This is a genomic window from Subtercola vilae (assembly GCF_004923255.1).
Taxonomy (GTDB): Bacteria; Actinomycetota; Actinomycetes; order Actinomycetales; family Microbacteriaceae; genus Subtercola; species Subtercola vilae.
In genome coordinates this window covers 131,081-157,344 of record NZ_QYRT01000007.1, presented here as the reverse complement: position 1 = coordinate 157,344, position 26,264 = coordinate 131,081, and the positions used below count along the sequence as shown (strand labels likewise).

Here is a 26,264-nt window from a genome sequence, read left to right as displayed (position 1 = left end):
TCCCTAATGTTTCGGCGGCCATAGCGCGAGGGAAACGCCCGGTAACATTCCGAACCCGGAAGCTAAGACTCGCAGCGCCGATGGTACTGCAAGGGAGACCTTGTGGGAGAGTAGGACACCGCCGGACTCCTTCTAGAAACACCAGGAAAGCCCAACAACCCCCACAAACGGTTGCTGGGCTTTCCTGCATTTAACGACCCCCGTCAGCAGCCAGACAGGCGCTGACAGCAGCTGACAGCGTTGCGACAGCGCTGCTGCTGCACACTCGTCTCAGACGCGTTTCACACCGCGCATCTGCAGAGGAGATCACAATGCCAGCAGCAATCGAGGCCCACGGCCTCATCAAGCGCTTCGGTAAGACCACCGCGCTCGACGGAATCGACATCACGGTCGAGGAGGGGCGCGTTCTCGGCGTACTCGGCCCGAACGGCGCAGGTAAGACGACAGCGGTGCGCATTCTCGCAACCCTGTTGAAGCCAGATGGCGGCACGGCCACCGTGTCGGGGCTCGACGTCGTGCACCAGGCGACGGCCGTGCGCCGCAAGATCGGCCTGACGGGCCAGTTCGCCAGTGTGGACGAAGACCTCACTGGCATGCAGAACCTGGTGATGATCGGCCAGCTGCTCGACCTGTCGACGCGGCAGGCGAAGGTGCGGGCAGCCGAGTTGCTGGCCGAATTCGATCTCACAGATGCTGCCGGCCGGCTCGCGAAAACGTACTCGGGTGGCATGCGACGACGGCTCGATCTCTCGGCTTCGCTCATTGGTCGGCCAGCTGTCGTGTACCTCGACGAGCCGACGACGGGGCTCGATCCGGCCAAGCGCGACGACGTGTGGGACATGATCCGCGTGCTCGTGAAGCAGGGCACGACCATCTTGTTGACGACGCAGTACCTCGAAGAGGCTGATGCGCTGGCCAATGAGATCACCGTCATCGACCACGGCTCGATCATCGCGCACGACACTCCCCAAGGCCTGAAGCGACAGGTCGGGGGCCAGACCCTCGAGGTGCGGCCGACCGATGTGACATCACTGCCGCGCGTTCGCGAGCTGCTTGTGCGATACGGCACGCGAGAACCGGAGCAACCGGCCCCGGACCTGCTCTCGGTGTCGGTCGCCAGCGAATCGGCCATGACCACGGTAGTCGCAGCCCTCGCCGCCGAGAACATCTCGGTGTCGGAGCTGTCGCTGCGGCTGCCGAGCCTTGACGAGGTCTTCTACTCGCTCACCGGCCAGACCAAAAAAGACGAGACCCCGAACGGAGCGGCCGCCTGATGATTCGCGACTCTCTCATCCTCGCCAAACGCACCATCACGAAGATGTTCCGAAACCCGGAGCAGTTCATCGATGTCACGGTGCAGCCCATCATCATGACGGTGTTGTTCGTCTTCATCTTCGGTGGGGCCATTGCCGGTTCGACCGACAAATACGTTCAGTTCGCCCTGCCCGGCATCATCGTGCAGACCATCATGTTCACATCGCTGACCATCGGCGTGAACTTGAACACCGACATTCAGAAGGGCATCTTCGACCGGTTCCGGTCGCTGCCTATCGCCCGATCGGCGCCGCTGTTCGGTGCCGTGCTCGGGGACATCGTGCGCCACTCGATCGCCATCACGGTGACGTTGGTCTTCGGTCGCATCATCGGTTTCGAGTTCACGACGCCGTGGTGGCACGTGGCGATCGCAGTGCTGTTGATCATCGCTTTCGCGGTCAGCCTCTGCTGGGTTTCGGTGCTGATCGGCATGCTCGCCCGCAGTGCAGGGGCCGTGCAGGGCCTGTCGTTTCTCATCGTCTTTCCGCTGACGTTCGGATCGTCGACATTCGTGCCGGCATCCACTCTTCCGACGTGGCTACAGGGGTGGGTGGCCATCAACCCGGTGACGCACGTCATCGAATCGATGCGTGGCCTGCTGACGGGGTCGACGGGTGTGGTGGGAGACACCACCACCGGCCAGATCCTCTGGGTGATCACGTCATGTGTGGTGCTGGTCGGCGTCTTCTTCCCTCTCGCAACCTGGGCCTACCGCAAGAAGATCTGAGATCAGGCCAGCAGGTCGTTCAGCGCTTCGAGCGAACTCGGGCGTTCGGGTACAGATGTACTCGGGCGCCCGATTTCTGCGCGGTCGGCTGCGACAGCGATCTCGATGATGTCGGGGTTGGTCGCGTCGTACGCGCCGATGATGGTGGTGGCGAAGTCGACCGCGCGCACAGCCATCCGTACATCGCCCCTGGCCAGAGCGAGCAGGCCTACGCCGATCGCGACGCCGCCGATGATCGGCTGGTCACGGCTCTTGAGGGCACTCGCCGCCGCAGCTCGCAGATGATGTTCGGCCGCCTCGGTGTCGCCCCGTTCGCGGGCAATCGCCGCCTTCGCCGTCTCGAGTACCGCAACCGTCTGCAGGGGCGCTCTGGCCTGTTCGATGAAACCCTCGACAGCGATGACACGTTGCTGTGCCGAATGCATGTCACGAAGCGATACGTCAAGCCGCAGCCCGTTGATCTGAGCCTGCAGGATGGCCCGCGGGTCGCCTTCGGCCTCGGTCTCGGCAACTGACGCTGTGATGCGCGCGCGGGCTTCGTCGATGCGCCCCAGCCGCCACAGCAATTGAATGCTCAGCCCCTGTTCGCGTGCGAAGTCGGGGCTCGACGTGATGACCTGCATGATGTCGGTCGATGAGTCGGCAAGGGTGAGCGCTCGCTCGAGATCGCCCTCGAGGGTCACCCATTCGGCGAGCATCCGTTCGGCCATGGCGGTGCCCCACAGATCGCCGACCTCGGCGAACAGGCGAAGAGCGACTTCTGCCTCGGCACCGAGTTCGGCGATCTCACCGCGGTTCTGGGCTGCCGCTGCACTCATCACGTGCAACATAGCGGTCGGCCACGGATCGAGGCCGAGTTCTTCGCCGCGGGGCAATCGAACAGAGGTGAACCAGTCGGGATTGCCGGCGACCTCAGCGAACGCCAGCAGGCCGGGTGCGAGCAATTGCAGCATCTCGTGGCTTCCGGCCCGCAGTTCGACACCCTTCAGCGGAGCACGCAGCTGCCGCAGCTTCTCGCCCAACAGGGCCAGGTCGAACTCATCCGTGTCGTTGCCGGTGAAGTCTTCGAGCAACGGATGCACGAGCGAAAGTATCTTCGCCTCGTCACCCTCGACACCCGCCGCCTGGCTCGCAGCAATGCCGAGCCACGTTGCCGCTTCTTCGTTCCTGTCGCGCAGCACCCAGTACCACGCCGATGAGATGGTGAGTCGAACAACGATCTGGGGCGCCGGAACCCCCGCTGCGAACCGCAGGGCGGCGGCCAGGTTGTCTTCTTCGTCGTCGAACCAGGCTATTGCCTGCATGATGCCCGGGCCCCGCAGTCGTCGGTCGACCTCGGCGGCGCGCTGCATCATGTACCGGGCCTGCGCGGTTCTGGCCTCGGCCAGGGCGCCCTCTGCGGCCACTCGTTCGAGGCCGTATTCGCGAATGGTCTCGAGTTGGCGAAAACGCCCCCGCGAACGCTGCAGCAGCGAGCGGTCGACGAGCGAGTCGAAGACGGCCGCGCTGGGCAATTCGAGGGCCTCGGCGAGCGCGCGCGCCTCGGCGACCCCGACGCCGGCGGGAAAGACAGACAGCCCGAGCAGAGCGCGGCGCTCGCCTTCGTCGAGCAGGCTCCAGCTCCAGTCGATCATCGCGCGGAGGGTCTGGTGCCGGGGCATCGCTGTACGGTACCCGCCGGTCAGCAGGGTGAACCGATCGTCGAGGCCGGTGAGCACCTCGGCGGGTTCCATGGTGCGAAGCTTGGCTGCCGCAAGTTCGATCGCGAGCGGCAACCCGTCGAGACGAGCGCAGATGCGACCCGCCATGCTCACTTCGTCGCCCTCGAGCGGGCGACCCCGGGCCGAAAGGGCCCGCTGGCAGAACAGTTCGACCGCGGCGAAGGCCAGAAGTTCTTCGGGGTTCGACGCTCGGATCACGGCGTCGGTGGGATGCGGCAGTGATCCGAGGCCTACGAACGCCTCGCCCGGAACCCCGAGAGGCTCCCGGCTCGTCGCGAGAATTCGCAGGCGCGGCAGGGCCGACAGCAGATCTTGCGACAGCGCCGCCGCCGCATCGATGACGTGCTCGCAGTTGTCGAGCACGAGCAGAACATCTCGACCGGCCAACGCCTCGAGAATACGGGTGCGGCTCGAGTCGCCGCTGGTTTCTACAGTGCGGATTTCTCGGCCGGTGGCCGTGAGTACCGACCCCACGACTTCGCTCGGGCCCACCGGTGCCAGCTCGACCAAAATGGTGTTGCCGCTCTGGTTGGCTGCGGTCTCGAGGGCGAGGCGCGTCTTGCCTGCCCCTCCGGTTCCGATGAGTGTGACCAATCGATTGGTCTTCAGCTGGTCGGCTATCGTCGCGAGCTCGAGCTCGCGGCCGACGAGACTGGTGAGTTGTGCCGGTAGTGCGGCGCTCGGCTCGGGCGCGGCGCGGCGGCCGACCAACTCAACGGCTCGGGCGTGATCGCTGCTCAGATCGCGCAGGAACCAGTCGAAGTTCTGCGAGGGAATCCAGGGTTCACCGGCCCAGAGTTCGAGTGCTCGAGCGAGCAGAGCGACCGCGTCGCCGCTCCGTTCGGCGGTGGTGACCAGGTCGGAGAAGGCGAGTGCGTCGACGTCAGTGCGTGCAACGGCCAGGCGGTAACCGCCCGTGGTCGACTCGATCGACGACGGGGGGAGCTGCGAGCGCAGGCGCGACACGATCGACTGGAGTGCTGCCCGCGTGTTCTCGGGGGCATCCGACCCCCACACGTCTTCGGCGATCGAGCGATAGCTCACCGAGGTGCCCGCGTCGACGGCGAGGCGAAAAAGCACGGCGAGCTGCATGGCGCCCGAGACGGGGATGACGCGGCCGTCGTGCTCGAGACGGAGGCCCCCCAGCAGTGCGATTCTCACTCGCCAACTCTAGTGCGGGGTGCCGCCCAGGGGTGCCGTGGAGCTGCGGGCCACGAGCCGGGTGGCGACGAGCGTCGTGCCAGTGGTGTCGTGGCCGCCGACAATCTCGGCAATCAGTTTGTCGATGCAGAGTCGGCCCACCGCGACGAAGTCTTGGTGAATCGTGGTCAGCGGCGGCCAGAAGGCGCCTGACTCCTCGGTGTCGTCGAAGCCCACGACACTGATTGACGCGGGAATCTCTCTGCCGGCCTCGTGAATGGCCATCATCGCGCCGAGTGCCATTTGGTCGTTCGCGGCGAAGATGGCGGTGACCTCGGGTCGGGCGACCAGAGACTGGGCGAGTTCGTACCCCGACGTGGTGCTCCAGTCGCCGATGAGCACGGGTGGCGGAACGATGTTCGCGGCCTCGAGGGTCGCGCGCCACGACTGGGTTCGGCGAGCGGCCGAGAACGACGAGGGCGGCCCGGAGATGTGCCAGACCTGTGGATGACCGAGATCGAGCAGGTGCTGGGTGGCGAGTTGCGCGCCTTGGTACTGGTCGGTGTCGACCACGGTATAGCGTTCGCCGGCGTCGGAGTCGACGATGACCACGGGCAGCCCGGCGGGAAGCACGATCTCGGCGGAGTCGAGCACGTGCGCCTCGATGACGATGACCACGCCGTCGACGGCCTGCTCGCTGAGCCGCACGAAGGCGTCGCTCACCGCACCCTGGCTCGGGTGCAGGATGGGGATGAGAGTGGTGGCATAGCCCTCGTCGGCGGCGGCCATCGCGATGGCGTCGAGGGTCTTTCGATTGCCGAAGGTCGAGAGCGAGAACATGATGACGCCGATCGAGCCCGACCGACCGGTGCGCAGCGCCCGCGCGGCGACGTTGGGCCGGTAGCCGAGCGTCTTCATCGCGTCGAGCACGCGGTCGCGCGTCGTGGCATCGACATTGCTGTGGCCGTTCGCCACGCGCGAGACCGTCTGGCCCGACACTCCGGCGAGTTTGGCGACGTCGGCCATCGAAACGGAACGCTCAATACTCTTTCGGGCTCGCAGCGCATCACTCGAATCGGTGGGCGGGTTCACGGGCATCCTTTCGCTCTGAACACATTGTTGCATGTTCACGTAAACATGATATGGTCGGTCGAGTTCATGTTGACGTGAACATAGACCGCAGGGCTGTGGCAACACAGAACTGCCCAGCCCAGTGAGGGACGATGTCGTCGCTGCAGTTGTCATCTCCGCCCGTCATGCGACGCACCAAGCGCCAATGGACGGGCTGGATGTTCGTTCTCCCGTTTCTGCTGGTCTTCGCGCTCGTATTGGTGGCGCCGGTCATCTACGCGGTCTACCTCAGCCTCTTTCGCGATCAGCTGGTCGGTGGCAATGCCTTCGTCGGGTTCGCCAATTACGTCGAGGCTCTGACCGACCCTAACTTCTGGGATTCGCTCGGGCGGGTTGTGCTGTTTCTGGTCGTGCAGGTTCCGATCATGCTCCTCATCGCTCTCGCTGCGGCGCTGGCGCTCGACAGTGCCCGACTGCACGCGGCCTCGTTCTTTCGCATCGCGATCTTTCTGCCCTACGCGGTGCCCGCTGTTGTGGCCGTGCTGATGTGGGGCTTCATCTACGGCACTCAGTTCGGGCTCGTGGGCAGCTTCGACAAGTTCTTCGGAATCGCGTTCGACCCGCTGGCGCCGAACGTCGTGCTCGCGGCAATCGGCAACATCAACACCTGGGAGTTCACGGGCTACAACATGCTGCTGTTCTATGCGGCGCTTCGGGTGATCTCGGGAGACCTGTACGAGGCCGCAGAGCTCGACGGGGCCCGCGCGTTCCAGGTGATCAGGAGCATCAAGCTGCCGGCGCTGCGCCCAGCGATCGTCATCGCCGTCATCTTCTCGATCATCGGCAGCTTTCAGCTCTTCAATGAACCGAACATCCTCAAGTCGCTGGCACCCAACTCGATCAGCACGTTCTTCACGCCGAACATGTACGCCTACAACCTGTCGTTCGCCGGCCAGCAGTACAACTACTCGGCCACCATCGCCATCATCATGGGCGTTCTCACAGCCGTCATCGCCTATATCGTGCAGCTGCGCGGTTCACGAAAGGAGCTGTGACGATGTCGTCAGTCTCACGCACAAAGGGCGGCGCAACGTACCGCCGCAAGTCGACGATTCTCACCATCGTCATGGGGTTGCTGCTCGTCTACAGCCTGCTGCCGTTGTTCTGGCTGTTCGTCAACTCGACCAAGACCCAGGCCAGCCTGCTGAGCTCGTTCGGTCTGTGGTTCAGCGGCCCCTTCGCCCTCTTCGACAACATCGGCCAGACACTCACCTACAACAACGGCATCTTCGTGCACTGGTTCGGCAACACGCTGCTCTACGTCGTGATCGGTGCGGGCGGGGCGACGTTTCTCGCGCTGCTCGGCGGGTATGGCCTCGCCAAGTTCAACTTTCCGGGCAAGAAGTTCGTGTTCGCGCTCATTCTCGGGGCCGTGGCTATCCCGGGTACCGCGCTGGCAGTGCCGACCTTTCTGATGTTCAGCCAACTCGGGCTCACGAATACCGTGTGGGCGGTCATCCTGCCCTCCCTGATCAGCCCGTTCGGTCTGTACCTGATCTGGACGTACGCCTCTGATGCCATACCGAGCGAACTGCTCGAAGCGGCACGCATCGACGGCGCGAGCGAGATGCGCACGTTTTTCACGATCGCAATTCGACTGCTGACGCCCGGCCTCGTGACCGTGCTGCTCTTCACGATCGTGGCGACCTGGAACAACTACTTTCTGCCCCTGATCATGCTGAGCGACCCGACGCTCTACCCGCTCACCGTGGGTCTGAACCAGTGGAACGCGCAAGCAAGTGGTGTGGCCGCGCAGCCGATCTACAACCTGGTTATCACCGGTTCGCTTCTCACGATCGTTCCCATCGTCGTTGCTTTTCTCTTTCTGCAGCGGTTCTGGCAGTCGGGCCTCAGTGCCGGCAGCGTCAAAGAATGACCCCGAATCTCATCCCTCGCACCACAGCCTCAGTACCCACGATGAAGTGAAAGGAACACCATGAAAATCACACGCACACGTTCTCTGCCGGTCGGGAGGGTCGCCGCGCTCGCGACAGTGGGCATTCTGCTCGCCGGAGCCCTTGCAGCCTGTTCGGGTTCGACGCCGACGGCCAGCAGCTCGGCCAACGCCGACCAGATCGCTGCCGCGTTGCAGCAGAAGTCGACCATCACCTACTGGAGCTGGACTCCGCAGGCCAAAGACCAGGTCGCTGCATTCGAGGCGCAGTACCCGAACGTCACGGTCAACCTCGTCAACGCCGGCACCGGCAACGACGAATACACGAAACTGCAGAACGCGATCAAGGCGGGTTCGGGTGCTCCGGATGTGGCGCAGATCGAGTACTACGCGATGCCGCAGTTCGAACTCTCGAAGTCGCTCACCGACCTCAGCTCGTATGGCTTCTCGTCGCTTCAGAGTTCGTATTCGCCGTCGACCTGGACAGCGGTCACCGGGGGATCGGCCATCTACGCGCTGCCGCAGGACTCGGGCCCCATGGCCCTGTTCTACAACAAAGCCATCTTCGACCAGTACGGGCTGACGGTTCCCACGACGTGGGACGAGTACATCGCTGACGCCGCCAAGCTGCACGCCGCCGACCCGACGAAATACATCACCAACGACGCGGGTGACGCCGGCCTCACCACCAGTCTCATCTGGCAGGCCGGTGGCAAGCCATACGTCTCGTCGGGTAACTCAGTGACCGTCAATCTGCAGGATGCCGGTTCGAAGAAGTACGCCGACATGTGGAACCAGCTCGTGGAGCCGGGTCTTGTCTCGAGCACCCCCTCGTGGAGTGACGCGTGGTGGAAGTCTCTGAGCGACGGCTCGATCGCCTCACTCGTGACCGGTGCCTGGATGCCCGGCAACCTCGAGACCGGTGCGCTCGGCAGTGCAGGCAACTGGCGCGTGGCCCCTCTGCCCACCTACGACGGCACCGCGGCCACCGCCCAGAACGGCGGCGGCGGACAGGCTGTTCTGGCCCAGAGCAAGAACCAGCTCGTTGCGGCAGGATTTCTGCAGTGGCTGAACTCGGGCCCCGGCGTCAGCGTGTTCTTGAAGGGTGGCGGTTTTCCCTCCACCACCGCACAGCTCAACGACCCCACCTTCCTGGCAGACGCACCCACCTACTTCGGTGGCCAGCTGATCAACAAGGTGCTGCTCGACGCGTCGAACTCCGTCGTTCCCGGGTGGCAGTACCTGCCGTTCCAGACCTATGCCAACAGTGTCTTCAGCGACACGGTCGGCCAGTCGTATGCCAACAAGTCAGACCTGAACAAGGGTCTGGCGGCCTGGCAGGAGTCGAGCGTCAGCTACGGAGCCCAGCAGGGCTTCGCGGTCAACAAGTAACACCAACACCCCGCGCGCGCGTGAGAATCTGAAGGACAACCGTGTCGACATTTGAAATCGGAGCAGAGCACTTTCTGCTCAACGGTTCGCCTTACCGGGTGATGGCCGGGGCGCTGCACTACTTTCGTGTGCACCCCGACCAGTGGGCCGATCGTATTCACAAGGCCCGCTTGATGGGCCTGAACACGATCGAGACCTACATTCCCTGGAATGCACATTCTCCACGCCGCGGGGAGTTCCGCGCCGACGGGCAGCTCGACGTCGTCGCGTTTCTCGAACTGGTGGCCGCAGAGGGTATGCACGCCATCGTCCGGCCAGGCCCCTACATCTGTGCCGAATGGGACAACGGAGGGCTGCCCGCGTGGTTGTTCGAGGGTGTGGGGGTGGGCATCCGGAGCAGCGAGCCGCAGTACATGGCCGAGGTCACCCGCTATCTCGAGCAGGTACTGCCGCTGATTGCGCCCCTGCAGATCGACAGGGGCGGCCCGGTGATCTTGGTGCAGATCGAGAATGAGTACGGTGCCTACGGCAGCGACACGGCCTACCTCACGGAGCTCGTGCGGTTGAACCGTGCGGGCGGCATCACGGTTCCGCTCACCACGATCGACCAGCCGACCACCCAGATGCTCGAGAATGGGCGCGTCGACGGCGCGCTCATGACCGCCTCGTTCGGCTCGCGCAGCAGGGAACGGCTGGCGACGCTTCGCGCCCACCAGAGCACGGGGCCGCTGATGTGCGGGGAGTACTGGAACGGCTGGTTCGACTTCTGGGGCGGCTATCACCACACAACATCGGCCGACGAGACGGCGGCCGATCTGCGCGAACTTCTGGCGACAGGTGCGTCGTTCAGTCTCTACATGTTTCACGGCGGCACGAACTTCGGGTTCACGAATGGCGCGAACGACAAGGGCGTGTACCAGCCGACGGTCACCTCGTACGACTACGACGCTCCACTGGCCGAGAACGGCGATGCCACGGCGAAGTACTATGCCATGAAGCAGGCGATCTCCGAGTTTCACGCGGTACCCGAAGAGTCTCCCGGTCCGCCGGTCGAGGCGCCCATCTTCGCTGTCGACCTCGACTGGTCGGTGAGTCTTCACGATGTGGCCGAAACGGCGCCGACGTGGCACCATTTCGAGCACCTGCCGACGGCAGACGAGGTGCAGAGCTTCGACGGGTTCACCCTCTACCGCGCGGCCCTGGCACCGGGCGACTCACGGATGCTGCGGGTCGAAGAAGTGCGCGACCGCGCGACCGTGTTCGTCGATCGCGTCGCCGTGGGAACGCTGAGCCGCGCCGCGCAGGAGCGACTTCTGGCGCTGCCGGGCGGCGCGGCCGGGTGGTTGCAGCTCCTGGTCGAAGACCAGGGCAGAGTCAACTACGGGCCACGCATCGGCGAAGCCAAGGGGCTGATCGGCAGCGTCAGCATGAATGGGCAGGCGCTGCTGGAGTGGGATGTTCTCACCCTCGCCTCGCGTGACCTCGACGCGCTCGTTGCTACGCTCACCGGTCGCGGCGAACCTCTCGGCGCGCTCGACGCGGTGGCCGGCCCCGCATTCGTCGGAGGCTCGTTCACCCTCGACGCGCCGACCGACCTCTACCTGAACCTCGACGGCTGGTCGAAGGGCTCGGTCTGGGTGAACGGCTTCAACATCGGTCGATACTGGAGCGCGGGCCCACAGCGCGCGCTGTATGTGCCCCGGGGGGCGCTCGTGGGCGGACGCAACGATATCGTGGTGTTCGAGATCCATGCCGCGGCGTCACCGCGCGTCGGTTTTGTCGGGGGGCCGCAATTGGGCCCCTCCGACGTGTGACAGAACCGCTGAACCGCTGAACCGCTGAACCCCTGAACCCTTGAACCCGCTGCACCTGTCAGAAAGTCAGAGCCACCATGCCTTACAGCGCTGCCCCCGACCGCTACGACCGCGCCACCTACAACCGAGTCGGGCGAAGCGGCCTTCAACTGCCCACGGTGTCGCTCGGCCTCTGGAACAACTTCGGTGACGACAAGCCACTCGAGAACCAGCGGGCGATCATTCGCCGGGCATTCGATCTCGGTGTGACCCACATCGACATCGCCAACAACTACGGGCCGCCTCCCGGCTCGGCCGAGACGAACTTCGGCCGCGTGTTCGCCGAAGACCTGCGCCCGTACCGCGATGAACTCATCATCTCGAGCAAAGCGGGCTACGACATGTGGTCGGGCCCGTACCAAGACGGCGGTTCGCGAAAGTACCTGCTCTCGTCGCTCGACGCGTCGTTGAAGCGCACGGGGCTCGACTACTTCGACATCTTCTACTCGCATCGCCCCGACCCTGAGACTCCGATCGAAGAGACCATGGGCGCGCTGGCCACGGCGGTTCAGTCGGGCAAGGCGCTGTACGTGGGCATCTCGAACTACAACCCCGAGCAGACCAGAGCGGCCGCGGCCGCGCTCGCAGACCTGGGAGTGCCGCTGAGCATCCACCAGCCGCGGTATTCGCTGTTCGACAGAACCGTCGAGAACGGCCTGCTGCCCGTACTCGACGAGGTCGGTGCCGGCGCCATTGTCTTCTCGCCTCTCGCGCAGGGGCTGCTCACCGACCGCTACATCGCCGGTGTGGTACCTGACGGATCACGTGCGTCGGAGGGGCGCTGGCTGAAGCCGGGCGCGATCGGGGAAACCTACCTGGCACGGGTGCGCGGCCTCACTGCGATCGCCGAGTCGCGCGGGCAGACCCTGGCGCAGCTGGCGTTGACCTGGGTGCTGCGTCACCCGCAGGTCGCTTCGGCGCTCATCGGCGCCTCGAGCGTGAAGCAGCTCGAGGGTAACATTCGGGCCCGCGATGCAGCGCCGCTCACCGCCGACGAGATCGCCGCGATCGACGAGTTCGCGGTGCACGGTACGCAACTGCGGTGACCAGGCAGTCGTTTCTGCGTATCCGCCTGCCGGTGCTGGGAAATCTCAGCCCGGGCGAGACCCTTCCCGAGATCGTGGTGGGCCTCGTCATGGTGGTGGGCATCACCTCGACCGCTCGGCTCGACGCGATCAACACCGACGAGGGTGTGCAGAGCCTGCTCACCGTCGCGTTCTCGACGGCGGTCGCCTGGGCCATCATCGACGCGGCGCTGTACCTGATGAACGCGCTGTTTCAACGTGGGCGGTGGGATCTGGCGGCGCACACCCTCCGCGAATCGCCGCTGACGCCCGAGCAGCGCCGGTCGGTGGTTCGGGATGCCCTCGACTCGTCGCTCGACGACATCACGGGCCCGGCACCGGCCTCGACGATGTACGACGAGATCGCGCGGATCGTGCCCACCGAACGGTTTCCCGAGAGGTTGAAGGCGGCTGACTTTCGTGCGGCGGCAGCGATCGTCGTGGTGGTGCTCGTCTCGACGTTTCCGCCGATCATCCCGTTTCTGCTCCCCCTCGACCCCGACACTGCACTCGACGTTTCGAACGGGGTGGGCATCGCCTCGCTGTTCCTGGTCGGCGTGTGGTGGGCACCGTACACCCGCATCAAGGCGGGCGTCGCCGGGGTGGCGCTGGCTCTCATCGGCAGCGCCATGGTGGGCATCACCGTGATTCTCGAGGTGACGTGAGCCGGCCGGCTGCGGGCGACCGGTCAGCTTCAGGTTGCCGGTCAGCTCCAGGCGCGGGCGCTGCGGGCGGCCCAGTACTCGGCGGGCGGCTCGGCGAGGCTGGCGAGGTCGTCGGCGCTGACGCGGGGGAGACGGGCCGCCAGGTTCTCCCGCAGCTGCTCTGCCGTGACGGCGCCGGTCAGCACGATGTCGGGCCATGGCTGGGCGAACGCCGCGCCGATGGCGAGCCCGGCGAGCGGTTGCGCGGCGCGCTCGGCGAGGGCCAGGGCATCCGGTTCGCCGCCGCGAAGGGTCAGCCGGCCGTTGGCGAGCACCTCTTTCACCACCACCAGCCACCCGGCGTCTTTTGCCCGCGCCAAGGCGGGGCCGGCTGACGGTTCGCGCAGGTTCCAGGTGGTCTGCACCGCCGAGAACGGCGAGCCGGGCAGGGCGAGCGCGGCGTCGATGACCGTCGCCTGGCCGGGGCCGCTCGTCGAGAACCCGACGCGCACGCCGCCGGCCGCGATCTGCCGCAGACGCTCGAGCAGCGCATCATCGCCGAGGGCAGGGCTGTCGGTTGTGAGCGAGTGGATGAGGTACACGTCGGGCGGCCCGCCGAGCGCGGCGAGGGATTCGGGCCACTGGCGCTCGAGCATCCGGAGGCTGTGCTCCTTGCGTTCGTGCGTCTGGGCGTTCATCTGCCACTCGCCGATGTACTCGTAGCCCCACTTCGAGCCGAGGGTCAGTTCGGCTCGGCGCTCGGGATGCCCGGCGAGCCATGAGCCCAGAAACTGTTCGGCCAGCCCGTACGAGCGGGCCGCATCGACGTACCGGATGCCCTGCTGCCACGCCGCGTCGAGCACGGTATGGGCGCGGGCCCGCATCGCATCGACCGAGCGGTCTGCACTCTCACCGAGGTCGTCGCCGCGCCCCACGGTGATGTAGGCCGGGCGACCGAGGGCGGCCAGCCCCAGGCCGAGCCGCGCCCCGGTGCCGTTCTTCTGGCTGTTGCTCACTCGGTGCCTCACGATTGGATTGCACTGACTCGGCTGAGTCACCTCAACCTATCTCGATTGGAGCAGGGCCGGCTCAGTAGGTGTAGAAGCCCTCGCCGGTGGCCGTGCCGAGTTTGCCCTTGTCGATGTAGTCGGTCTTCAGCAGAGCGGCAAACTTCTGCGAGCGCGGATCGGGGCTCGACGAGGCGATGTTGTACGCCGTGGTGAGGCCCACGACGTCGTAGATCTGAAACGGGCCGGCGGGGGCGCCGGTGGCGATGCGCCAGGTCTTGTCGATGGTTTCGACGTCGGCGATGCCGTCGACGAGCAGCTGTGCGGCGGCATTCAGCAGCGGCACGAGCAGCGAGTTCAATACGTACCCCGCCTTCTCCTTCTTGATCTCGATGGGCACGAGCCCGCTGCCGGTGGCGAAGGCGACGACGGCTGCATAGACGGCCGGATCGGTGTCTGTGGTGCCCATCACCTCTGCCGTGTTGTTGCGCCACACCTGGTTGGCGTAGTGCAGGGCGAGAAAACGGTCGGGGCGGCCGGTGAAGCCTTTGAGGTCGCTCGGCAGCAGTGTTGACGAGTTGGTGGCGAAGATGGTCTTCGCGGGGGCGAGCTGCGCGAGTTTCGTGTAGAGGTCTTGTTTGAGGGCGAGAAGCTCGGGAACCGCCTCGATGACGAGGTCGGCATCGGCGACCGCATCGGCGAGGTCGGCGGTGAGGTGCAGGTTGGCGAGGGCGCGCTCGGCCTGCTCGTCGGTAGCGTTCACGGCCGGGTCGCGGCGGTAGACCTCGGCCAGCTTGGCGAAGCGCTCGCGGGCGTGTTGCAGAACGTCGTCGCTGATGTCGTAGGCGGTCACGGGGTAGCCGAGGAACGCGGCCTGGAAGGCGATCTGCGAGCCGAGCACGCCGGTTCCGAGAACGGTGATGTTTCTGAGGTCTGACATGGTTCTTCTCCTTCAGTCGGGTGTCGTGCCGTAGATGCTGCGTAGCCAGATGCTCGACAGCACGTCGAGCGACCTGGCCTGGTCGATGCGGGGTGCGTCGCCGCTCAGCGAGGCCGAGAGCACGCGCTCGTTCATCAGGTTCAGCGCCACGGCCAGGTCGTGCGCGTCGATTCCGTCGGGTGCGGCGCCCCGGGCGCGCTCGGCCAGAATGATTTCTGTGGAGTAGTCGGCCCACGACTGCATCGAAGTCGCCCAGAGCGCGTGCACGTCGGCGTTGCGCATCCGGGCCGTCATGGCCGCATTCGATACAGCTCTGTGGGCAGAGAACACTTCGATGAACGCCTCGATCGAGCGCCGCCAGGTGGCGGCCGGTTCGAGCTCGAAGTCGCGGGGCAGTGCGGCCACGCGGTGGCGCACCTCGGCAATGACCGTGTCGAGCAGGGCCAGCAGAACCTCGTCTTTCGACGAGAAGTAGAAGTAGAACGTGGGCCGGGAGATGCCGGCACCGGCCGCGAGGTCTTCGATGGAGATGTCGTCGAACGAGCGCTCGCCGAGCAGTTTCTCGGCCGTGGCGAGCAGAGCGAGTTGCCTGTCGTCGCCCGAGAGGCGAGCGGTTCTGCTTCTGCGGTGAGCCATACAGCAATCCTATCTCCGTTTGTCGACACACTGTTGAGTAGTCGACATCGTGTCGATACACTGGCGCTATGACAGAACACGTTGACGTGTTGATCGTGGGTGGCGGCCTCAGCGGTGTTGGCGCGGCCAGCCGCCTGAAGCGCGAACTCCCGTCGAAATCCTTTCTCCTTCTCGAATCGCGAAGCGCGGTGGGCGGCACCTGGGATCTTTTTCGCTACCCCGGCGTCAGAAGCGACTCCGACATGTACACACTCGGTTACTCGTTTCGACCGTGGACCAACGCCAAAGCCATTGCCGACGGCGACTCGATTCGCGAGTACATCATCGAGACCGTCGCCGACGAGGGCCTGCAGCCGAACCTGCGGCTGAATCACCGCGTCATCTCTGCGGAGTGGTCGAGCGAGACCGCTCTCTGGAGCGTGACGGCCCTTCGCACCTCCGCCGGCGAATACCGGGGCCATCCGGATGCCCGGGGCGGCGACACCGTCACGTTCACCTGCTCGTTCCTCTCGGTCTGCTCGGGCTACTACCGCTACGACGAAGGGTTCACCCCGGTCATCCCGGGCAGCGAGCACTTCGAGGGCCGCATCGTGCACCCGCAGCACTGGCCCGCCGACCTCGACTATGCCGGAAAGCGCGTGGTGATCGTCGGCAGCGGCGCCACCGCCGTGACGCTCGTGCCGTCGATGGCGAAGACGGCGGCGCACGTGACGATGCTGCAACGCTCGCCCACCTACATTGCTCCCGTGCCATCACGCGACCACACGGCAGACCGGCTGCGTGGCAGGCTTCCCGCGAAGCTGGCGTACGACGTCGTTCGGCTGAAGAACATCGGCTATTCGATGTTCACGTACCAGCTGAGCCGGCGCCGCCCCGAGACGATGAAGTCGATTCTGCGAAAGTCGGCGGTCGCGAAGCTGCCGAGCGGGTTCGACGTCGACACGCACCTCGCGCCGAGCTACAACCCATGGGACCAGCGGCTCTGCGCGATTCCTGACGGTGACCTGTACCGCGCCATCAGCCGGGGGGCCGCCGACATCGTGACCGACCGGGTGGCGGAGATCACGGCCACGGGCATCCGGCTCGCCTCAGGCGACACGCTCGACGCCGACGTGATCGTGACGGCGACGGGGCTGAACCTGCTCGTCATGGGCGGTATGACGCTGAGCGTCGACGGTCGGCCGATCGACGTGTCGAACACGCTCACGTACAAGGGCATGATGCTGGCGGGAGTGCCGAACTTCTCGCTGACCATCGGCTACACCAACGCATCGTGGACCCTCAAGGCCGACCTGGTGGCGGCCTACGTGGTGCGGCTGTTGAAATACCTGAAACGGCACGGCTACCAGAGTGTGACGCCGGTGGCCACAGCGGCGGCGCTGTCGGGCGAGCTGGTCTCGCTGATCGATCTGCAGGCGGGGTATGTGCTGAGAAGCGCTGACCAGCTGCCGAAGCAGGGCGAGTCGTCGCCGTGGCGGCTGCATCAGAACTACCTGCGCGACTACGGGCTGCTGCGTTTGGGCCCGCTGACCGACGCGGTGCGGTTCGGCCGCCGAGGTGACCGGCCGGTCGGGCAGGCGCCCGGCGCTTCATCGCTCGCCGATGCCGCCCCCCTCAGCGGCCCGGTCGCGCTCGGCCCGCGTGCAGGGCATCGGCTCACCGGCGCGCTGCCCGCCGAAGATCCGCTCGCGCTGCCCGGCACCGCCTACGTCGCCGTCGACGGTACGCGCCTGCGCTACCGCCGAACCGGCAGCGGCTCACCGATTCTGCTGCTGCACGGCATTGGCCAGAGCCTCGACGACTGGAACGAACAGCACGACCGCCTCTCGGCCGCCCACACCGTGATCAGTCTCGACCTGCCGGGTTTCGGCTACTCCGAACGGCGGCGCGGCCCGGCGACCCTCACGAGGCTCGCGGGCATTCTGCCCGGCTTTCTCGATGCGCTCGGGGTTGACGGGGCGACACCGGTGATCGGTAACTCGCTCGGCGGAGCCGTCGCGATGAGCTTCGCGGTCGGGCATCCAGAGCGCGTATCGTCGCTCGTGCTCGCCGACAGCGCGGGCTTCGGCTCCGAGGTCACGATGGTGCTGCGGATGCTCGCGGTCAAGCCCCTCGGCCGACTGCTGATGCGGCCGAACTACGCCAACTCGACGCGCACGGTTCAGGCCGTGTTCTACGACAAGCGGGTGGCGACCGATGCGCGCATCGCCCATTCGTTCGTGCTCTCGGGGCGCCCGGCGCACGCGCAGACCATGCTCGAGGTGGCGCATGACCTCGGAACCATTCGGGGTGTGCGGCCGGCGTGGCGGGAGGCGCTTGTGGCGAAGCTGTCGGCGCTCGACATTCCCACCCTTCTGGTGTGGGGCGACCATGACCACATTCTGCCCTTCAGTCACCTCGCTGCCGCGGCGACAGCACTGCCGAATGCCCAGACGCATGTGTTCGAGAAGACCGGCCACATGCCGCAGATCGAGCGCGCCGACGAGTTCGCTTCGCTGGTGGAGGAGTTCGTGCGGCAGTCTCCGTGACCGTCTAGCATCGGGTCATGTGCACTCGAATCTTCTGGAATGACAACGACGTTGCGAAAGTGACCTCACGCTGCATGGATTGGGCTGTCGACGATGAGCCGCAACTCTGGTTCATGCCGAGGGGAACCGAGCGCACCGGTGGTACTCAAGCCGGAGCGGCGGCGTGGCGCTCGACCTATTCGAGCGTGGCGACCAGCATGTGGGGCGTGGGCAGCTCTGACGGCATGAACGAGAAGGGTCTCGCAGCGCACGCCCTCTTTCTCTACGGCGTTCAGCCGCCGACCGACACCGGGCGCGGCACCGTCACCATCGCGCTCTGGGTGCAGTACGTGCTCGACAACTTCTCGACCGTGGCCGAGGTCATTGCGCACATCGATGAAATCGAGCTGCTCGCGCCGCCTATCCGTGGTCAGTATGTGGGGGCCCACCTCGCCCTCGAAGACCCCTCGGGCGACTCGGCGATCATCGAGCCGGTGAACGGTGAGATGGTGGTGCACCACGGCCGTGAGTTCACGGTGATGGCCAACTCGCCCACCTACGACGAGCAGCTCACCAACCTCGCTCGCTTCGCCCCGTTCGGCGGCGATCTGCGCCCGCCCGGTGACATCACCTCAGATGACCGTTTCGTGCGGGCCAGCTACTTCAGGCACTACCTGCCCGAGCCCGCGAGCACAGCCGAGGCCGTCGCCGGGGTCTTCGGGCTCTCGCAGAACGTGGCCGTGCCCATCGGTGCCCCCTACGACGATGGCGGCGTCTACCCCACGTGGTGGCACACCGTGAGCGACGTGACCCACCTCACCTACTACTTCTGGTCGACGCGCAGCCCCAGCGCCATCTGGGTCGACCTGGCTGCGCTCGCCGACGGCACCGAGGTGCTCGCGCTCGACCCGCGCGACGGCGCCCTGGTGGGCAACGTGACCGACGCGCTGCGGGCCGATTCGCTCGTCTACTGAGCAGGGCCGCCGCCGCGCGCGACGGTTGCGTTAATTCTCTGCCGCGGTTGCCGCAACTGGGTGACGCACGCCTCTTCGACCGACGAGAATAAGTGAATGAGCGAAGACGAACTTCTCGAGCCCGTCGACACCCCCGACACCGCCGAGACCCCTCAGCCTGTCGACAATACCTTCAGTGGCGAGCTCTACCCGGCCCGCCCGCCGAGGTTGCGGCCCCGAGCCAACCTGAGAGCGAGCCGTATTCAGCGCTCGTTCTCTGACCCGCGTTCGGCTGACGCCACGAACGCGTCGTACATCGAATGGCTCATTCGCCAGTCGATGCTGCGCGACGCCCAGGTACTGTCTCGCGGCCTGTCGGGGCAGCCGAGTATGTGGCGTAACCCCTACGCGAAGCCGGATGCCCGGCGCGCCATTCGCACTGCATCGGTGTGGTTCACGGCGTACCCCATCTCGCTCATCACCGAGCCGGGCAAATCGTATCTGGCTGCCCTCGGCGACGAGCGCCTCTGGGACGCGTTCGAGGCCATCGGAATCTCTGCCGTGCACACCGGCCCCGTGAAGCGGGCCGGCGGCATCACGGGCTGGCAGCAGACCGCGAGTGTCGACGGCCACTTCGACCGCATCAGCACCCAGATCGACCCCGCCTTCGGCTCTGAAGACGAGTTTCGCGCGCTCTCCGACGTGGCCGAGCAGCACGGCGGCAGTGTGATCGATGACATCGTTCCCGGCCACACCGGCAAGGGTGCCGACTTCCGGCTCGCCGAAATGGCGTACAAAGATTACCCGGGTATCTACCACATGGTCGAGATTCCCGAAGAAGACTGGGCGCTGCTACCCGAGGTGCCCGCCGGGCGCGACTCGGTGAACCTGAATGCCGAGACCGAGAAGCAGCTCGCCGAGCAGGGCTACATCATCGGCCAGCTGCAGCGGGTAATCTTCTACCAGCCGGGCACCAAAGAGACCAACTGGAGCGCAACCGCCCCGGTGTTGGGCGTCGACGGCATCACGCGCCGCTGGGTGTACCTGCACTACTTCAAGCAGGGCCAGCCGTCGATCAACTGGCTCGACCCCACGTTCGCCGGCATGCGCCTGGTCATCGGCGACGCACTCCACTCGCTGGGCGACCTCGGTTCGAGCGCCCTGCGTCTCGACGCGAACGGTTTTCTCGGTGTGGAGAAGAGCGCCAGCGGCAGCCCCGGGTGGTCAGAGGGGCATCCGCTCTCAGAAGCAGCGAATCACCTCATCGCCGGCATGGTGCGAAAGGTGGGCGGCTTCTCTTTTCAGGAGCTGAACCTCACCATCGAAGACATTCGCGACACCGGCCGTGTGGGCGCCGACCTCTCGTACGACTTCATCAACCGGCCGGCGTACCACCACGCCCTGGCGATGGGCGACACCGAGTTTCTGCGGCTGACGCTGCGCACCTCGCTCGAGCTCGGCGTCGACCCCGCCAGCCTCGTGCACGCGCTGCAGAACCACGACGAACTCACCTACGAACTGCTGCACTGGGAGACGCTTCACCGCGCCGACCTGTACCCCTTTCGCTACGAAGAGATCACGGGTGCGAAGCTCGCCGAGACCATTCGGGCCGACCTGCTGGGCGCCATCACGGGCGACGCGGCCGACTACAACCGCGTGTTCACGACGAACGGCATCGCCTGCACCACGGCCTCGATGATCGCCGCCACGCAGGGCCTCACCACGCTCGACGCCATCACCGATGAGCATGTCGAGAACATCCGGCTCGCCCACCTGCTGCTGGTCATGTTCAATGCCTGGCAGCCCGGCGTTCTCGCGCTGTCGGCGTGGGATCTGCTCGGCATGCTGCCGGTGCCGGCGAGCGAGGTGAGCGACCTGATCGCCGAGGGCGACACCCGCTGGATCGAGCGCGGCGCGCACGACCTGATGAACGTGTTCCCTGCGGCCACCGCGTCGAGTTCTGGCATGCCCCGCGGCCGTTCGCTCTACGGGTCACTGCCCGAACAGCTGGCCGACGACAACTCGTTCGCGAGCAGTGTGAAGAAGATTCTCGCCCTGCGTTCTGCGTCGGCTCTCGACATCGGCAGCCAGGTCGATATTCCGAATGTGGCCCACCCCGGCATGCTGGTCATGGTGCACCGCCTCGACGAGGGCGACGCCACACTGATCGACCCGCCGCTGCAGGTCACCGTGCTGAACTTCAGCGGCGAACACATCGAGGGAACCGTTCGCTCACCCGCTCTGGCATCCCGACGCACCGTCACCGACGCCACAACGGGCGACGAGATCGGGCGGGTGGATGACTTGCAGAGCTTCGCCGTCAGCCTGCCGCCCTACGGTGGCCTGTTCTTGCTGATCGGCGCCGAGATCGACACCATGACGGGCGCCATCTCGATCGTGTGAGTGGTGTTCGCTGAGTACCCCATTTTGGATGGGTGCGGGCGGGGCTCTTGACGGGGTGGGGGCGGTGACTATATGCTCGCAGGAATCCAAGAGAGCGCTCTCACAGCACGAAAGAGAGCGCTCTCACACCAAGCCACGCACAAAGGAGTGATCGTGAAACTCTCACGACGAACGAAAGGGTTCGCTGCCGTCGCAAGCGCCGCAGCCTTCGCCCTACTCGCCACCGGATGCTCGGGGGGCAGCTCATCGGCCAGCAGCTCGGGCAGCTCGACCGACCCGATCACGCTCACCGTGACCACCTTCGGCACCATGGGCTACGACGACCTCTACAAGCAGTACGAGGCAGCCCACCCGAACATCACCATCAAGGCCACGAACATCGACACCGGCGACAACGCCAAGACCGACTGGCAGACCAAAGAGGCCGCGGGCGCCGGGCTGCCCGACGTGCAGGCGGTCGAAGAGGGCTGGCTGAGCGCGGTCATGCAGGTCTCCGACCAGTTCAACGACCTCAGCCAGTACGGCGCGAACGACATCAAAGACCGCTGGGTCGACTGGAAGCTGAAGCAGGCCACCGACAGCAAAGGCCGCCTCATCGGGTACGGCTCCGACATCGGCCCCGAAGGTCTCTGCTACAACCGCACTGACTTCGCTGCAGCCGGGCTCCCCACCGATCGCGACCAGGTCGCCGCTCTCTTCGGTGGCGACACCGCCACGTGGGACAAGTACTTCGCCGTCGGTCAGCAGTACAAGGCCGCCACCGGCAAGGCTTTCTACGACCAGTCGGGCTTCCTCTGGAACGCTATGGTGAACCAGCAGAAAGAGGGCTACTACAAGACCGACGGCACCCTGAACGTCGACGGTAACGCCGACCTCAAGACGCTGTGGACCAAGCTGTCGGCGGCCACGGCCTCCGGTCTCTCGGCCAACCAGACCGCCTGGGACTGGGGCAAAGGCAAAGCCTTCACCGATGGAACGTTCTCGACCTTCGTCTGCCCCGGCTGGATGCTCGGGGTCGTGAAGGGGCAGGTGACCGCGGCTGGCGGCGACGCCACCACCGGCTGGGATTTCGCCAATGTGTTCCCCGGCGGCGCGGCGAACTGGGGCGGTAGCTTCCTCACCGTTCCCACGCAGTCGAAGCACCCGCAGCAGGCGGCCGACCTCGCCGCTTTTCTCACCAACGCTCAGTCTGAGGCGGCCGCGTTCGGCGTCGCAGGTGCTTTTCCGAGCGTGACGGCTGCCCAGAGCGACCCGGCAGTGACAGGAACGAATGCACTGTCGACGTTCTTCAACAACGCTCCGGTGGGCACGATCCTCGCTGCCCGCGCCAAGGGTGTCGTGGCCCAGTACAAGGGGCCCGACGACTCGGTGATCCAGTCGCAGGTGTTCGGCCCGGCCATCCAGCAGATCGATTCGGGTAAAGCCGATGGGTCGACGGCCTGGAACAACGCCATCACGCTGCTGAACCAGCTTGTGGTCAATAAGTAGATGACTGCCACCCTCACGCCCCGGCCGGCCCAGACGTCGCCCGAGAAGAAGGCTCCCCAGAAGAAGGTGCGGCTCCCGCTGAAGTACCGGCTCAACCGGTTCGATGTGAAAGCTTCTCCCTATCTCTACGTGGCACCGTTCTTCATTCTGTTCGGGCTCGTAGGCCTGTTTCCGCTCGGCTACACCTTCGTGGTGTCGCTGAACAAGTGGAACCTGCTCACCGGGCCGGCCGGGTTCGTGGGGCTCGACAACTACGTGACCGAGTTGAACGACCCGTTCTTCTGGAACTCGTTGTTCAACACGCTCAGCATCTTTCTGCTCTCGGCAGTACCCCAGCTCATCGGGGCCGTGCTCATTGCCGCGGTGCTCGACCAGAACATCAGGGCGAAGACGTTCTGGCGCATGAGCGTGCTGATTCCGTATGTGGTCACGCCCGTCGCGGTGACGCTCATCTTCTCGAGCGCGTTCGACGAGAAGTACGGCCTCATTAACAACCTTCTGACGTCATTCCACCTCGACCCGGTGATGTGGAAGACAGAGACACTGCCGTCGCACGTGGCGATTGCGTCGATGGTGAACTGGCGCTGGACGGGCTACAACGCGCTGATTCTGCTGGCCGCGATGCAGGCGGTTCCGCGTGACATCTACGAGTCGGCGGCGCTCGACGGGGCGGGCGCCGTGCGGCGGTTCTTCTCGATGACACTGCCGAGCATCCGGCCCACCATGATCTTCGTGATCATCACAGCCACGGTGGGCGGCCTGCAGATCTTCACAGAGCCGAAGCTGTTCAACCCCACCACGGCAACTCCCGGCGGGCCGCAGCGGCAGTACCAGACCACCGTGCTGTACCTCTGGGATCTGGCCTTCAACCGGCAGAACTTCGGCAAGGCCTCGGCCGTGGCGTGGCTGCTGTTTCTGATCATCGTGCTCTTCGGCGTGCTCAACTTTCTGATCTCCCGGCGCATCGCCTCAACCGAGGCGAGGGTGTCGAAACGCAGAATGGCCCGTCGGCTCACCGAATACAACCGGAACAAGATCTCATGACCACACTCACAGAACCCCGGCCCGACACACACCCGTCGCCCGGTCGGGGCGCACAATCGAAAGCCCGCAAACCGCTCGGCATCGACAAACGCCCCGGCTTTCTCACCTACGGGCTGCTGATCGTCTTCTTCATCGCCGGCACGTACCCGCTCTACTGGTCGGTCATCGCCGGGTCGAGCCCGAGCTCGGTGCTCACCGACACCTGGCCGCCCCTGTTTCCCGGCGGGCTGTTCTGGCAGAACATCTCAGCCGTGTTCGACACCGTGCCGTTCTGGATGTCGCTGCTGAACAGCGTCATCGTCTCGAGTGTCATCACCGTCTCAGTGGTCTTCTTCTCCACCCTGGCGGGGTACAGCTTCGCGAAGCTCAAGTTTCGTGGCCGCGAAGGTCTGCTCGTGTTCGTGATCGCGACGCTCGCGGTGCCCACTCAGCTCGGCATCATCCCGCTGTTCATGGTCATGAAGCAGTTCGGCTGGACAGGAACGCTCGGCGCTGTCATCGTACCCACGCTCGTCACGGCATTCGGCGTGTTCTTCATGCGGCAGTACCTGGTCGACGTGATTCCCGACGAACTCATCGAAGCCGCGCGCGTCGACGGTGCGAGCATGCTGAAGACCTTCTGGCACGTCGGCGTTCCCGCCGCGCGCCCGGCCATGGCGATTCTCGGTCTGTTCACCTTCATGACCGCGTGGACCGACTACCTCTGGCCGCTGCTCGTGGTGCCGCAGAACCCCACGCTGCAGGTGGCGCTCAGCCAGCTGCAGTCGGCGAAGTACGTCGACTATTCCATCGTGCTCGCGGGTGCTGTGCTCGCGACCATTCCGCTGCTGGTGCTCTTCGTGATCGCCGGGCGCCACCTCGTCTCCGGCATCATGGCCGGGGCGGTGAAAGGCTGACATGACCGACCTGACCACGTATCCCTGGCCGGCCGACTTCATCTGGGGCTCGGCAACGGCGGCGGCACAGGTCGAGGGCGCGGCGCACCTCGACGGTCGCGAAGACTCCATCTGGGATCACTTCGCTCAGCAGCAGGGAGCCATCACGGGCGGCGACACACCCGAAGTCGCCGTCGACCACTATCACCGGATGCCGGCAGACGTTCAGCTCATGAAGCAACTCGGTTTGGGGTCGTACCGCTTCTCCACGAGCTGGGCCCGGGTGAAGCCGGGCGACCGCGCGGTCAACCCGCGAGGCGTCGACTTCTACTCACGCCTCGTCGACGAGTTGCTGGGGGCGGGCATCCTGCCGTGGCTGACGCTCTATCACTGGGATCTGCCGCAGGCACTCGAAGAGAAGGGTGGCTGGGCGAACCGTGACACCGCGCTGCGGTTCGTCGACTACGCCGAGGTCGTCTACGATGCGCTCGGCGACCGGGTCGACCACTGGACGACCTTCAACGAGCCGCTCTGCTCGGCGCTCATCGGCTACACCTCGGGCGAGCACGCGCCGGGCCGGCTCGACCCGCGCGCGGGGCTCGCGGCCACCCACCACCAGCACCTCGCCCACGGGCTGGCGGTGTCGCGGCTGCGCCAGCTCGGGGCGGCGAAAGTGCGCGCCGGCGCTCAGCCCGACCGCATCGGCATCACGCTGAACCTCACCACTGCTATTCCGAACGACCCCGCCGACCCGGTCGACGTCGAGGCGGCCCGCCGTATCGATGCGCTCTGGAACCGCATGTACCTCGATCCGCTGCTGCGCGGAGCGTACCCCGTCGACCTGCTTCAGCATGTTCGTGAATACGGCCTCGAAGACCACATTCAGCCGGGGGATCTTGCGGCCATCGCGGCACCGATCGACTTTCTCGGGGTGAACCACTATCACGATGACAATGTCAGCGGGCATCCGGAGACCGTCGACGTGGTGACGAGTGTGGCACCCACCGCGCGCGAGAAACGCTCGCCGTTCGTGGGGTCTGAGTACGTGACATTCCCGTCGCGACAGCTCCCGCGCACCGCCATGGACTGGGAGGTGCACCCCGACGGCCTTCGGCGCCTGCTCGTTCGGCTCGGCGGCGAATACTCGAACCTGCCGCCGCTGTACGTGACCGAGAACGGCGCGGCCTATGACGATGTGGTGGCGCCCGACGGCGGGGTGCATGACGCTGAACGCACGGCCTACGTTCTGGCGCACATCGATGCGGTGGGCCAGGCCATCGCAGAGGGTGCCGATGTGCGGGGCTACTTCGTGTGGTCGCTGCTCGACAACTTCGAGTGGGCATGGGGGTACGACAAGCGGTTCGGCATCGTGCGGGTCGACTACCAGACCCAGAAGAGAACGGTCAAAGACAGCGGGCTGGCATATGCGGCTCTGATCGAGCGCGTCAGAGCGAACATCTACACTGAGACCCACTGAAGAAACGAGAGATCGAGCGTGAGCACAGAGCGTTCCGTCGACGAACCGGGCCAC

20 protein-coding genes and 1 rRNA gene are annotated in these 26,264 nt (G+C 65.6%); 16 read left to right on the top strand and 5 right to left on the bottom strand.

Annotated features, from left to right (window positions below; translation table 11 throughout):
- Positions 1-10 precede the first annotated feature (10 nt).
- The 3 genes from rrf (at position 11) to D4765_RS05845 (ending at position 2,041) form a co-directional block, all read left to right on the top strand.
- A 5S ribosomal RNA gene (gene rrf / locus D4765_RS05855) occupies positions 11-127 on the top strand.
- Positions 128-311: 184 nt separating this feature from the next.
- Positions 312-1,274, top strand: coding sequence for an ATP-binding cassette domain-containing protein (locus D4765_RS05850; RefSeq protein ID WP_136641311.1), 963 nt, complete (start codon positions 312-314; stop codon positions 1,272-1,274).
- Positions 1,274-2,041, top strand: coding sequence for an ABC transporter permease (locus D4765_RS05845; RefSeq protein WP_136641309.1), 768 nt, complete (start codon positions 1,274-1,276; stop codon positions 2,039-2,041). Before D4765_RS05850 ends, D4765_RS05845 begins: the two co-directional genes overlap by 1 nt.
- A 2-nt stretch (positions 2,042-2,043) precedes the next feature.
- On the opposite strand, the gene D4765_RS05840 is transcribed toward D4765_RS05845, so the two are convergent.
- Both D4765_RS05840 and D4765_RS05835 read right to left on the bottom strand, forming a co-directional pair.
- Entirely contained in the window at positions 2,044-4,923 is a 2,880-nt protein-coding gene (locus tag D4765_RS05840) for an AfsR/SARP family transcriptional regulator (protein WP_136641308.1), read from the bottom strand.
- A 9-nt stretch (positions 4,924-4,932) separates the two neighbouring features.
- Positions 4,933-5,994: a LacI family DNA-binding transcriptional regulator gene (locus D4765_RS05835; protein ID WP_323512667.1), complete on the bottom strand. Its 1,062-nt coding sequence runs from the start codon at positions 5,992-5,994 to the stop codon at positions 4,933-4,935.
- A 131-nt stretch (positions 5,995-6,125) separates the two neighbouring features.
- Between D4765_RS05835 and D4765_RS05830 the strand changes: the two genes are divergently transcribed.
- The 6 genes from D4765_RS05830 to D4765_RS05805 all read left to right on the top strand — a co-directional run bounded on the left by D4765_RS05830 (position 6,126) and on the right by D4765_RS05805 (position 12,901).
- A complete protein-coding gene (locus tag D4765_RS05830) occupies positions 6,126-7,028 on the top strand; it encodes a carbohydrate ABC transporter permease (RefSeq protein WP_136641307.1) in 903 nt (300 codons plus the stop codon).
- A gap of 2 nt (positions 7,029-7,030) precedes the next feature.
- Positions 7,031-7,909, top strand: coding sequence for a carbohydrate ABC transporter permease (locus D4765_RS05825; protein ID WP_136641306.1), 879 nt, complete (start codon positions 7,031-7,033; stop codon positions 7,907-7,909).
- A gap of 60 nt (positions 7,910-7,969) precedes the next feature.
- Entirely contained in the window at positions 7,970-9,319 is a 1,350-nt protein-coding gene (locus D4765_RS05820; protein ID WP_136641302.1) for an ABC transporter substrate-binding protein, read from the top strand.
- Positions 9,320-9,360: 41 nt separating this feature from the next.
- Entirely contained in the window at positions 9,361-11,133 is a 1,773-nt protein-coding gene (locus tag D4765_RS05815; protein ID WP_136641300.1) for a glycoside hydrolase family 35 protein, read from the top strand.
- Positions 11,134-11,210: 77 nt separating this feature from the next.
- Positions 11,211-12,218 (top strand): aldo/keto reductase, encoded by a 1,008-nt coding sequence (locus tag D4765_RS05810; protein ID WP_136641298.1) that lies wholly within the window; start codon positions 11,211-11,213, stop codon positions 12,216-12,218.
- Positions 12,215-12,901, top strand: coding sequence for a VIT1/CCC1 transporter family protein (locus D4765_RS05805; RefSeq protein WP_136641297.1), 687 nt, complete (start codon positions 12,215-12,217; stop codon positions 12,899-12,901). Before D4765_RS05810 ends, D4765_RS05805 begins: the two co-directional genes overlap by 4 nt.
- A 41-nt stretch (positions 12,902-12,942) precedes the next feature.
- On the opposite strand, the gene D4765_RS05800 is transcribed toward D4765_RS05805, so the two are convergent.
- From D4765_RS05800 to D4765_RS05790, 3 genes are all read right to left on the bottom strand, one after another.
- Positions 12,943-13,896, bottom strand: a complete 954-nt coding sequence (locus D4765_RS05800) for an aldo/keto reductase (protein WP_201799235.1) — start codon at positions 13,894-13,896, stop codon at positions 12,943-12,945.
- A 73-nt stretch (positions 13,897-13,969) separates the two neighbouring features.
- Positions 13,970-14,827 carry a 3-hydroxyacyl-CoA dehydrogenase gene (locus D4765_RS05795; RefSeq protein ID WP_136641295.1) on the bottom strand — a complete coding sequence of 286 codons (858 nt, stop codon included), beginning with the start codon at positions 14,825-14,827 and terminating at the stop codon, positions 13,970-13,972.
- 12 nt (positions 14,828-14,839) lie between these two features.
- The gene (locus D4765_RS05790) at positions 14,840-15,463 is read right to left on the bottom strand and encodes a TetR/AcrR family transcriptional regulator (protein ID WP_136641294.1); all 624 of its coding nucleotides are present in this window, start codon (positions 15,461-15,463) and stop codon (positions 14,840-14,842) included.
- A gap of 68 nt (positions 15,464-15,531) precedes the next feature.
- Between D4765_RS05790 and D4765_RS19630 the strand changes: the two genes are divergently transcribed.
- From D4765_RS19630 to D4765_RS05755, 7 genes are all read left to right on the top strand, one after another.
- The gene (locus tag D4765_RS19630; protein ID WP_136641293.1) at positions 15,532-17,991 is read left to right on the top strand and encodes an alpha/beta fold hydrolase; all 2,460 of its coding nucleotides are present in this window, start codon (positions 15,532-15,534) and stop codon (positions 17,989-17,991) included.
- 17 nt (positions 17,992-18,008) lie between these two features.
- Positions 18,009-18,944: a linear amide C-N hydrolase gene (locus D4765_RS05780; protein ID WP_136641292.1), complete on the top strand. Its 936-nt coding sequence runs from the start codon at positions 18,009-18,011 to the stop codon at positions 18,942-18,944.
- A gap of 96 nt (positions 18,945-19,040) precedes the next feature.
- Entirely contained in the window at positions 19,041-21,326 is a 2,286-nt protein-coding gene (gene treS / locus D4765_RS05775) for a maltose alpha-D-glucosyltransferase (protein WP_136641291.1), read from the top strand.
- Positions 21,327-21,479: 153 nt separating this feature from the next.
- Positions 21,480-22,814, top strand: a complete 1,335-nt coding sequence (locus D4765_RS05770) for an ABC transporter substrate-binding protein (RefSeq protein WP_136641290.1) — start codon at positions 21,480-21,482, stop codon at positions 22,812-22,814.
- Complete coding sequence (locus D4765_RS05765; protein ID WP_136641289.1) at positions 22,815-23,858, top strand: carbohydrate ABC transporter permease; 1,044 nt, start codon at positions 22,815-22,817, stop codon at positions 23,856-23,858. It abuts the gene before it with no gap.
- Positions 23,855-24,754 (top strand): carbohydrate ABC transporter permease, encoded by a 900-nt coding sequence (locus D4765_RS05760; protein WP_136641288.1) that lies wholly within the window; start codon positions 23,855-23,857, stop codon positions 24,752-24,754. Before D4765_RS05765 ends, D4765_RS05760 begins: the two co-directional genes overlap by 4 nt.
- Before the next feature lies 1 nt (position 24,755).
- The gene (locus D4765_RS05755; protein ID WP_136641287.1) at positions 24,756-26,210 is read left to right on the top strand and encodes a GH1 family beta-glucosidase; all 1,455 of its coding nucleotides are present in this window, start codon (positions 24,756-24,758) and stop codon (positions 26,208-26,210) included.
- Positions 26,211-26,264: the final 54 nt, after the last annotated feature.

What these genes read in the sequence shown, in the direction of transcription:
- D4765_RS05850 (WP_136641311.1), top strand. Translation starts at nt 312, where the DNA reads ATGCCAGCAGCAATCGAGGCCCACGGCCTCATCAAGCGCTTCGGTAAG.
- D4765_RS05845 (WP_136641309.1), top strand. Translation starts at nt 1,274, where the DNA reads ATGATTCGCGACTCTCTCATCCTCGCCAAACGCACCATCACGAAGATG.
- D4765_RS05830 (WP_136641307.1), top strand. Translation starts at nt 6,126, where the DNA reads ATGTCGTCGCTGCAGTTGTCATCTCCGCCCGTCATGCGACGCACCAAG.
- D4765_RS05825 (WP_136641306.1), top strand. Translation starts at nt 7,031, where the DNA reads ATGTCGTCAGTCTCACGCACAAAGGGCGGCGCAACGTACCGCCGCAAG.
- D4765_RS05820 (WP_136641302.1), top strand. Translation starts at nt 7,970, where the DNA reads ATGAAAATCACACGCACACGTTCTCTGCCGGTCGGGAGGGTCGCCGCG.
- D4765_RS05810 (WP_136641298.1), top strand. Translation starts at nt 11,211, where the DNA reads ATGCCTTACAGCGCTGCCCCCGACCGCTACGACCGCGCCACCTACAAC.
- D4765_RS05795 (WP_136641295.1), bottom strand. Translation starts at nt 14,827, where the DNA reads ATGTCAGACCTCAGAAACATCACCGTTCTCGGAACCGGCGTGCTCGGC.
- D4765_RS05790 (WP_136641294.1), bottom strand. Translation starts at nt 15,463, where the DNA reads ATGGCTCACCGCAGAAGCAGAACCGCTCGCCTCTCGGGCGACGACAGG.
- D4765_RS19630 (WP_136641293.1), top strand. Translation starts at nt 15,532, where the DNA reads ATGACAGAACACGTTGACGTGTTGATCGTGGGTGGCGGCCTCAGCGGT.
- D4765_RS05780 (WP_136641292.1), top strand. Translation starts at nt 18,009, where the DNA reads ATGTGCACTCGAATCTTCTGGAATGACAACGACGTTGCGAAAGTGACC.
- treS (WP_136641291.1), top strand. Translation starts at nt 19,041, where the DNA reads ATGAGCGAAGACGAACTTCTCGAGCCCGTCGACACCCCCGACACCGCC.
- D4765_RS05765 (WP_136641289.1), top strand. Translation starts at nt 22,815, where the DNA reads ATGACTGCCACCCTCACGCCCCGGCCGGCCCAGACGTCGCCCGAGAAG.
- D4765_RS05760 (WP_136641288.1), top strand. Translation starts at nt 23,855, where the DNA reads ATGACCACACTCACAGAACCCCGGCCCGACACACACCCGTCGCCCGGT.
- D4765_RS05755 (WP_136641287.1), top strand. Translation starts at nt 24,756, where the DNA reads ATGACCGACCTGACCACGTATCCCTGGCCGGCCGACTTCATCTGGGGC.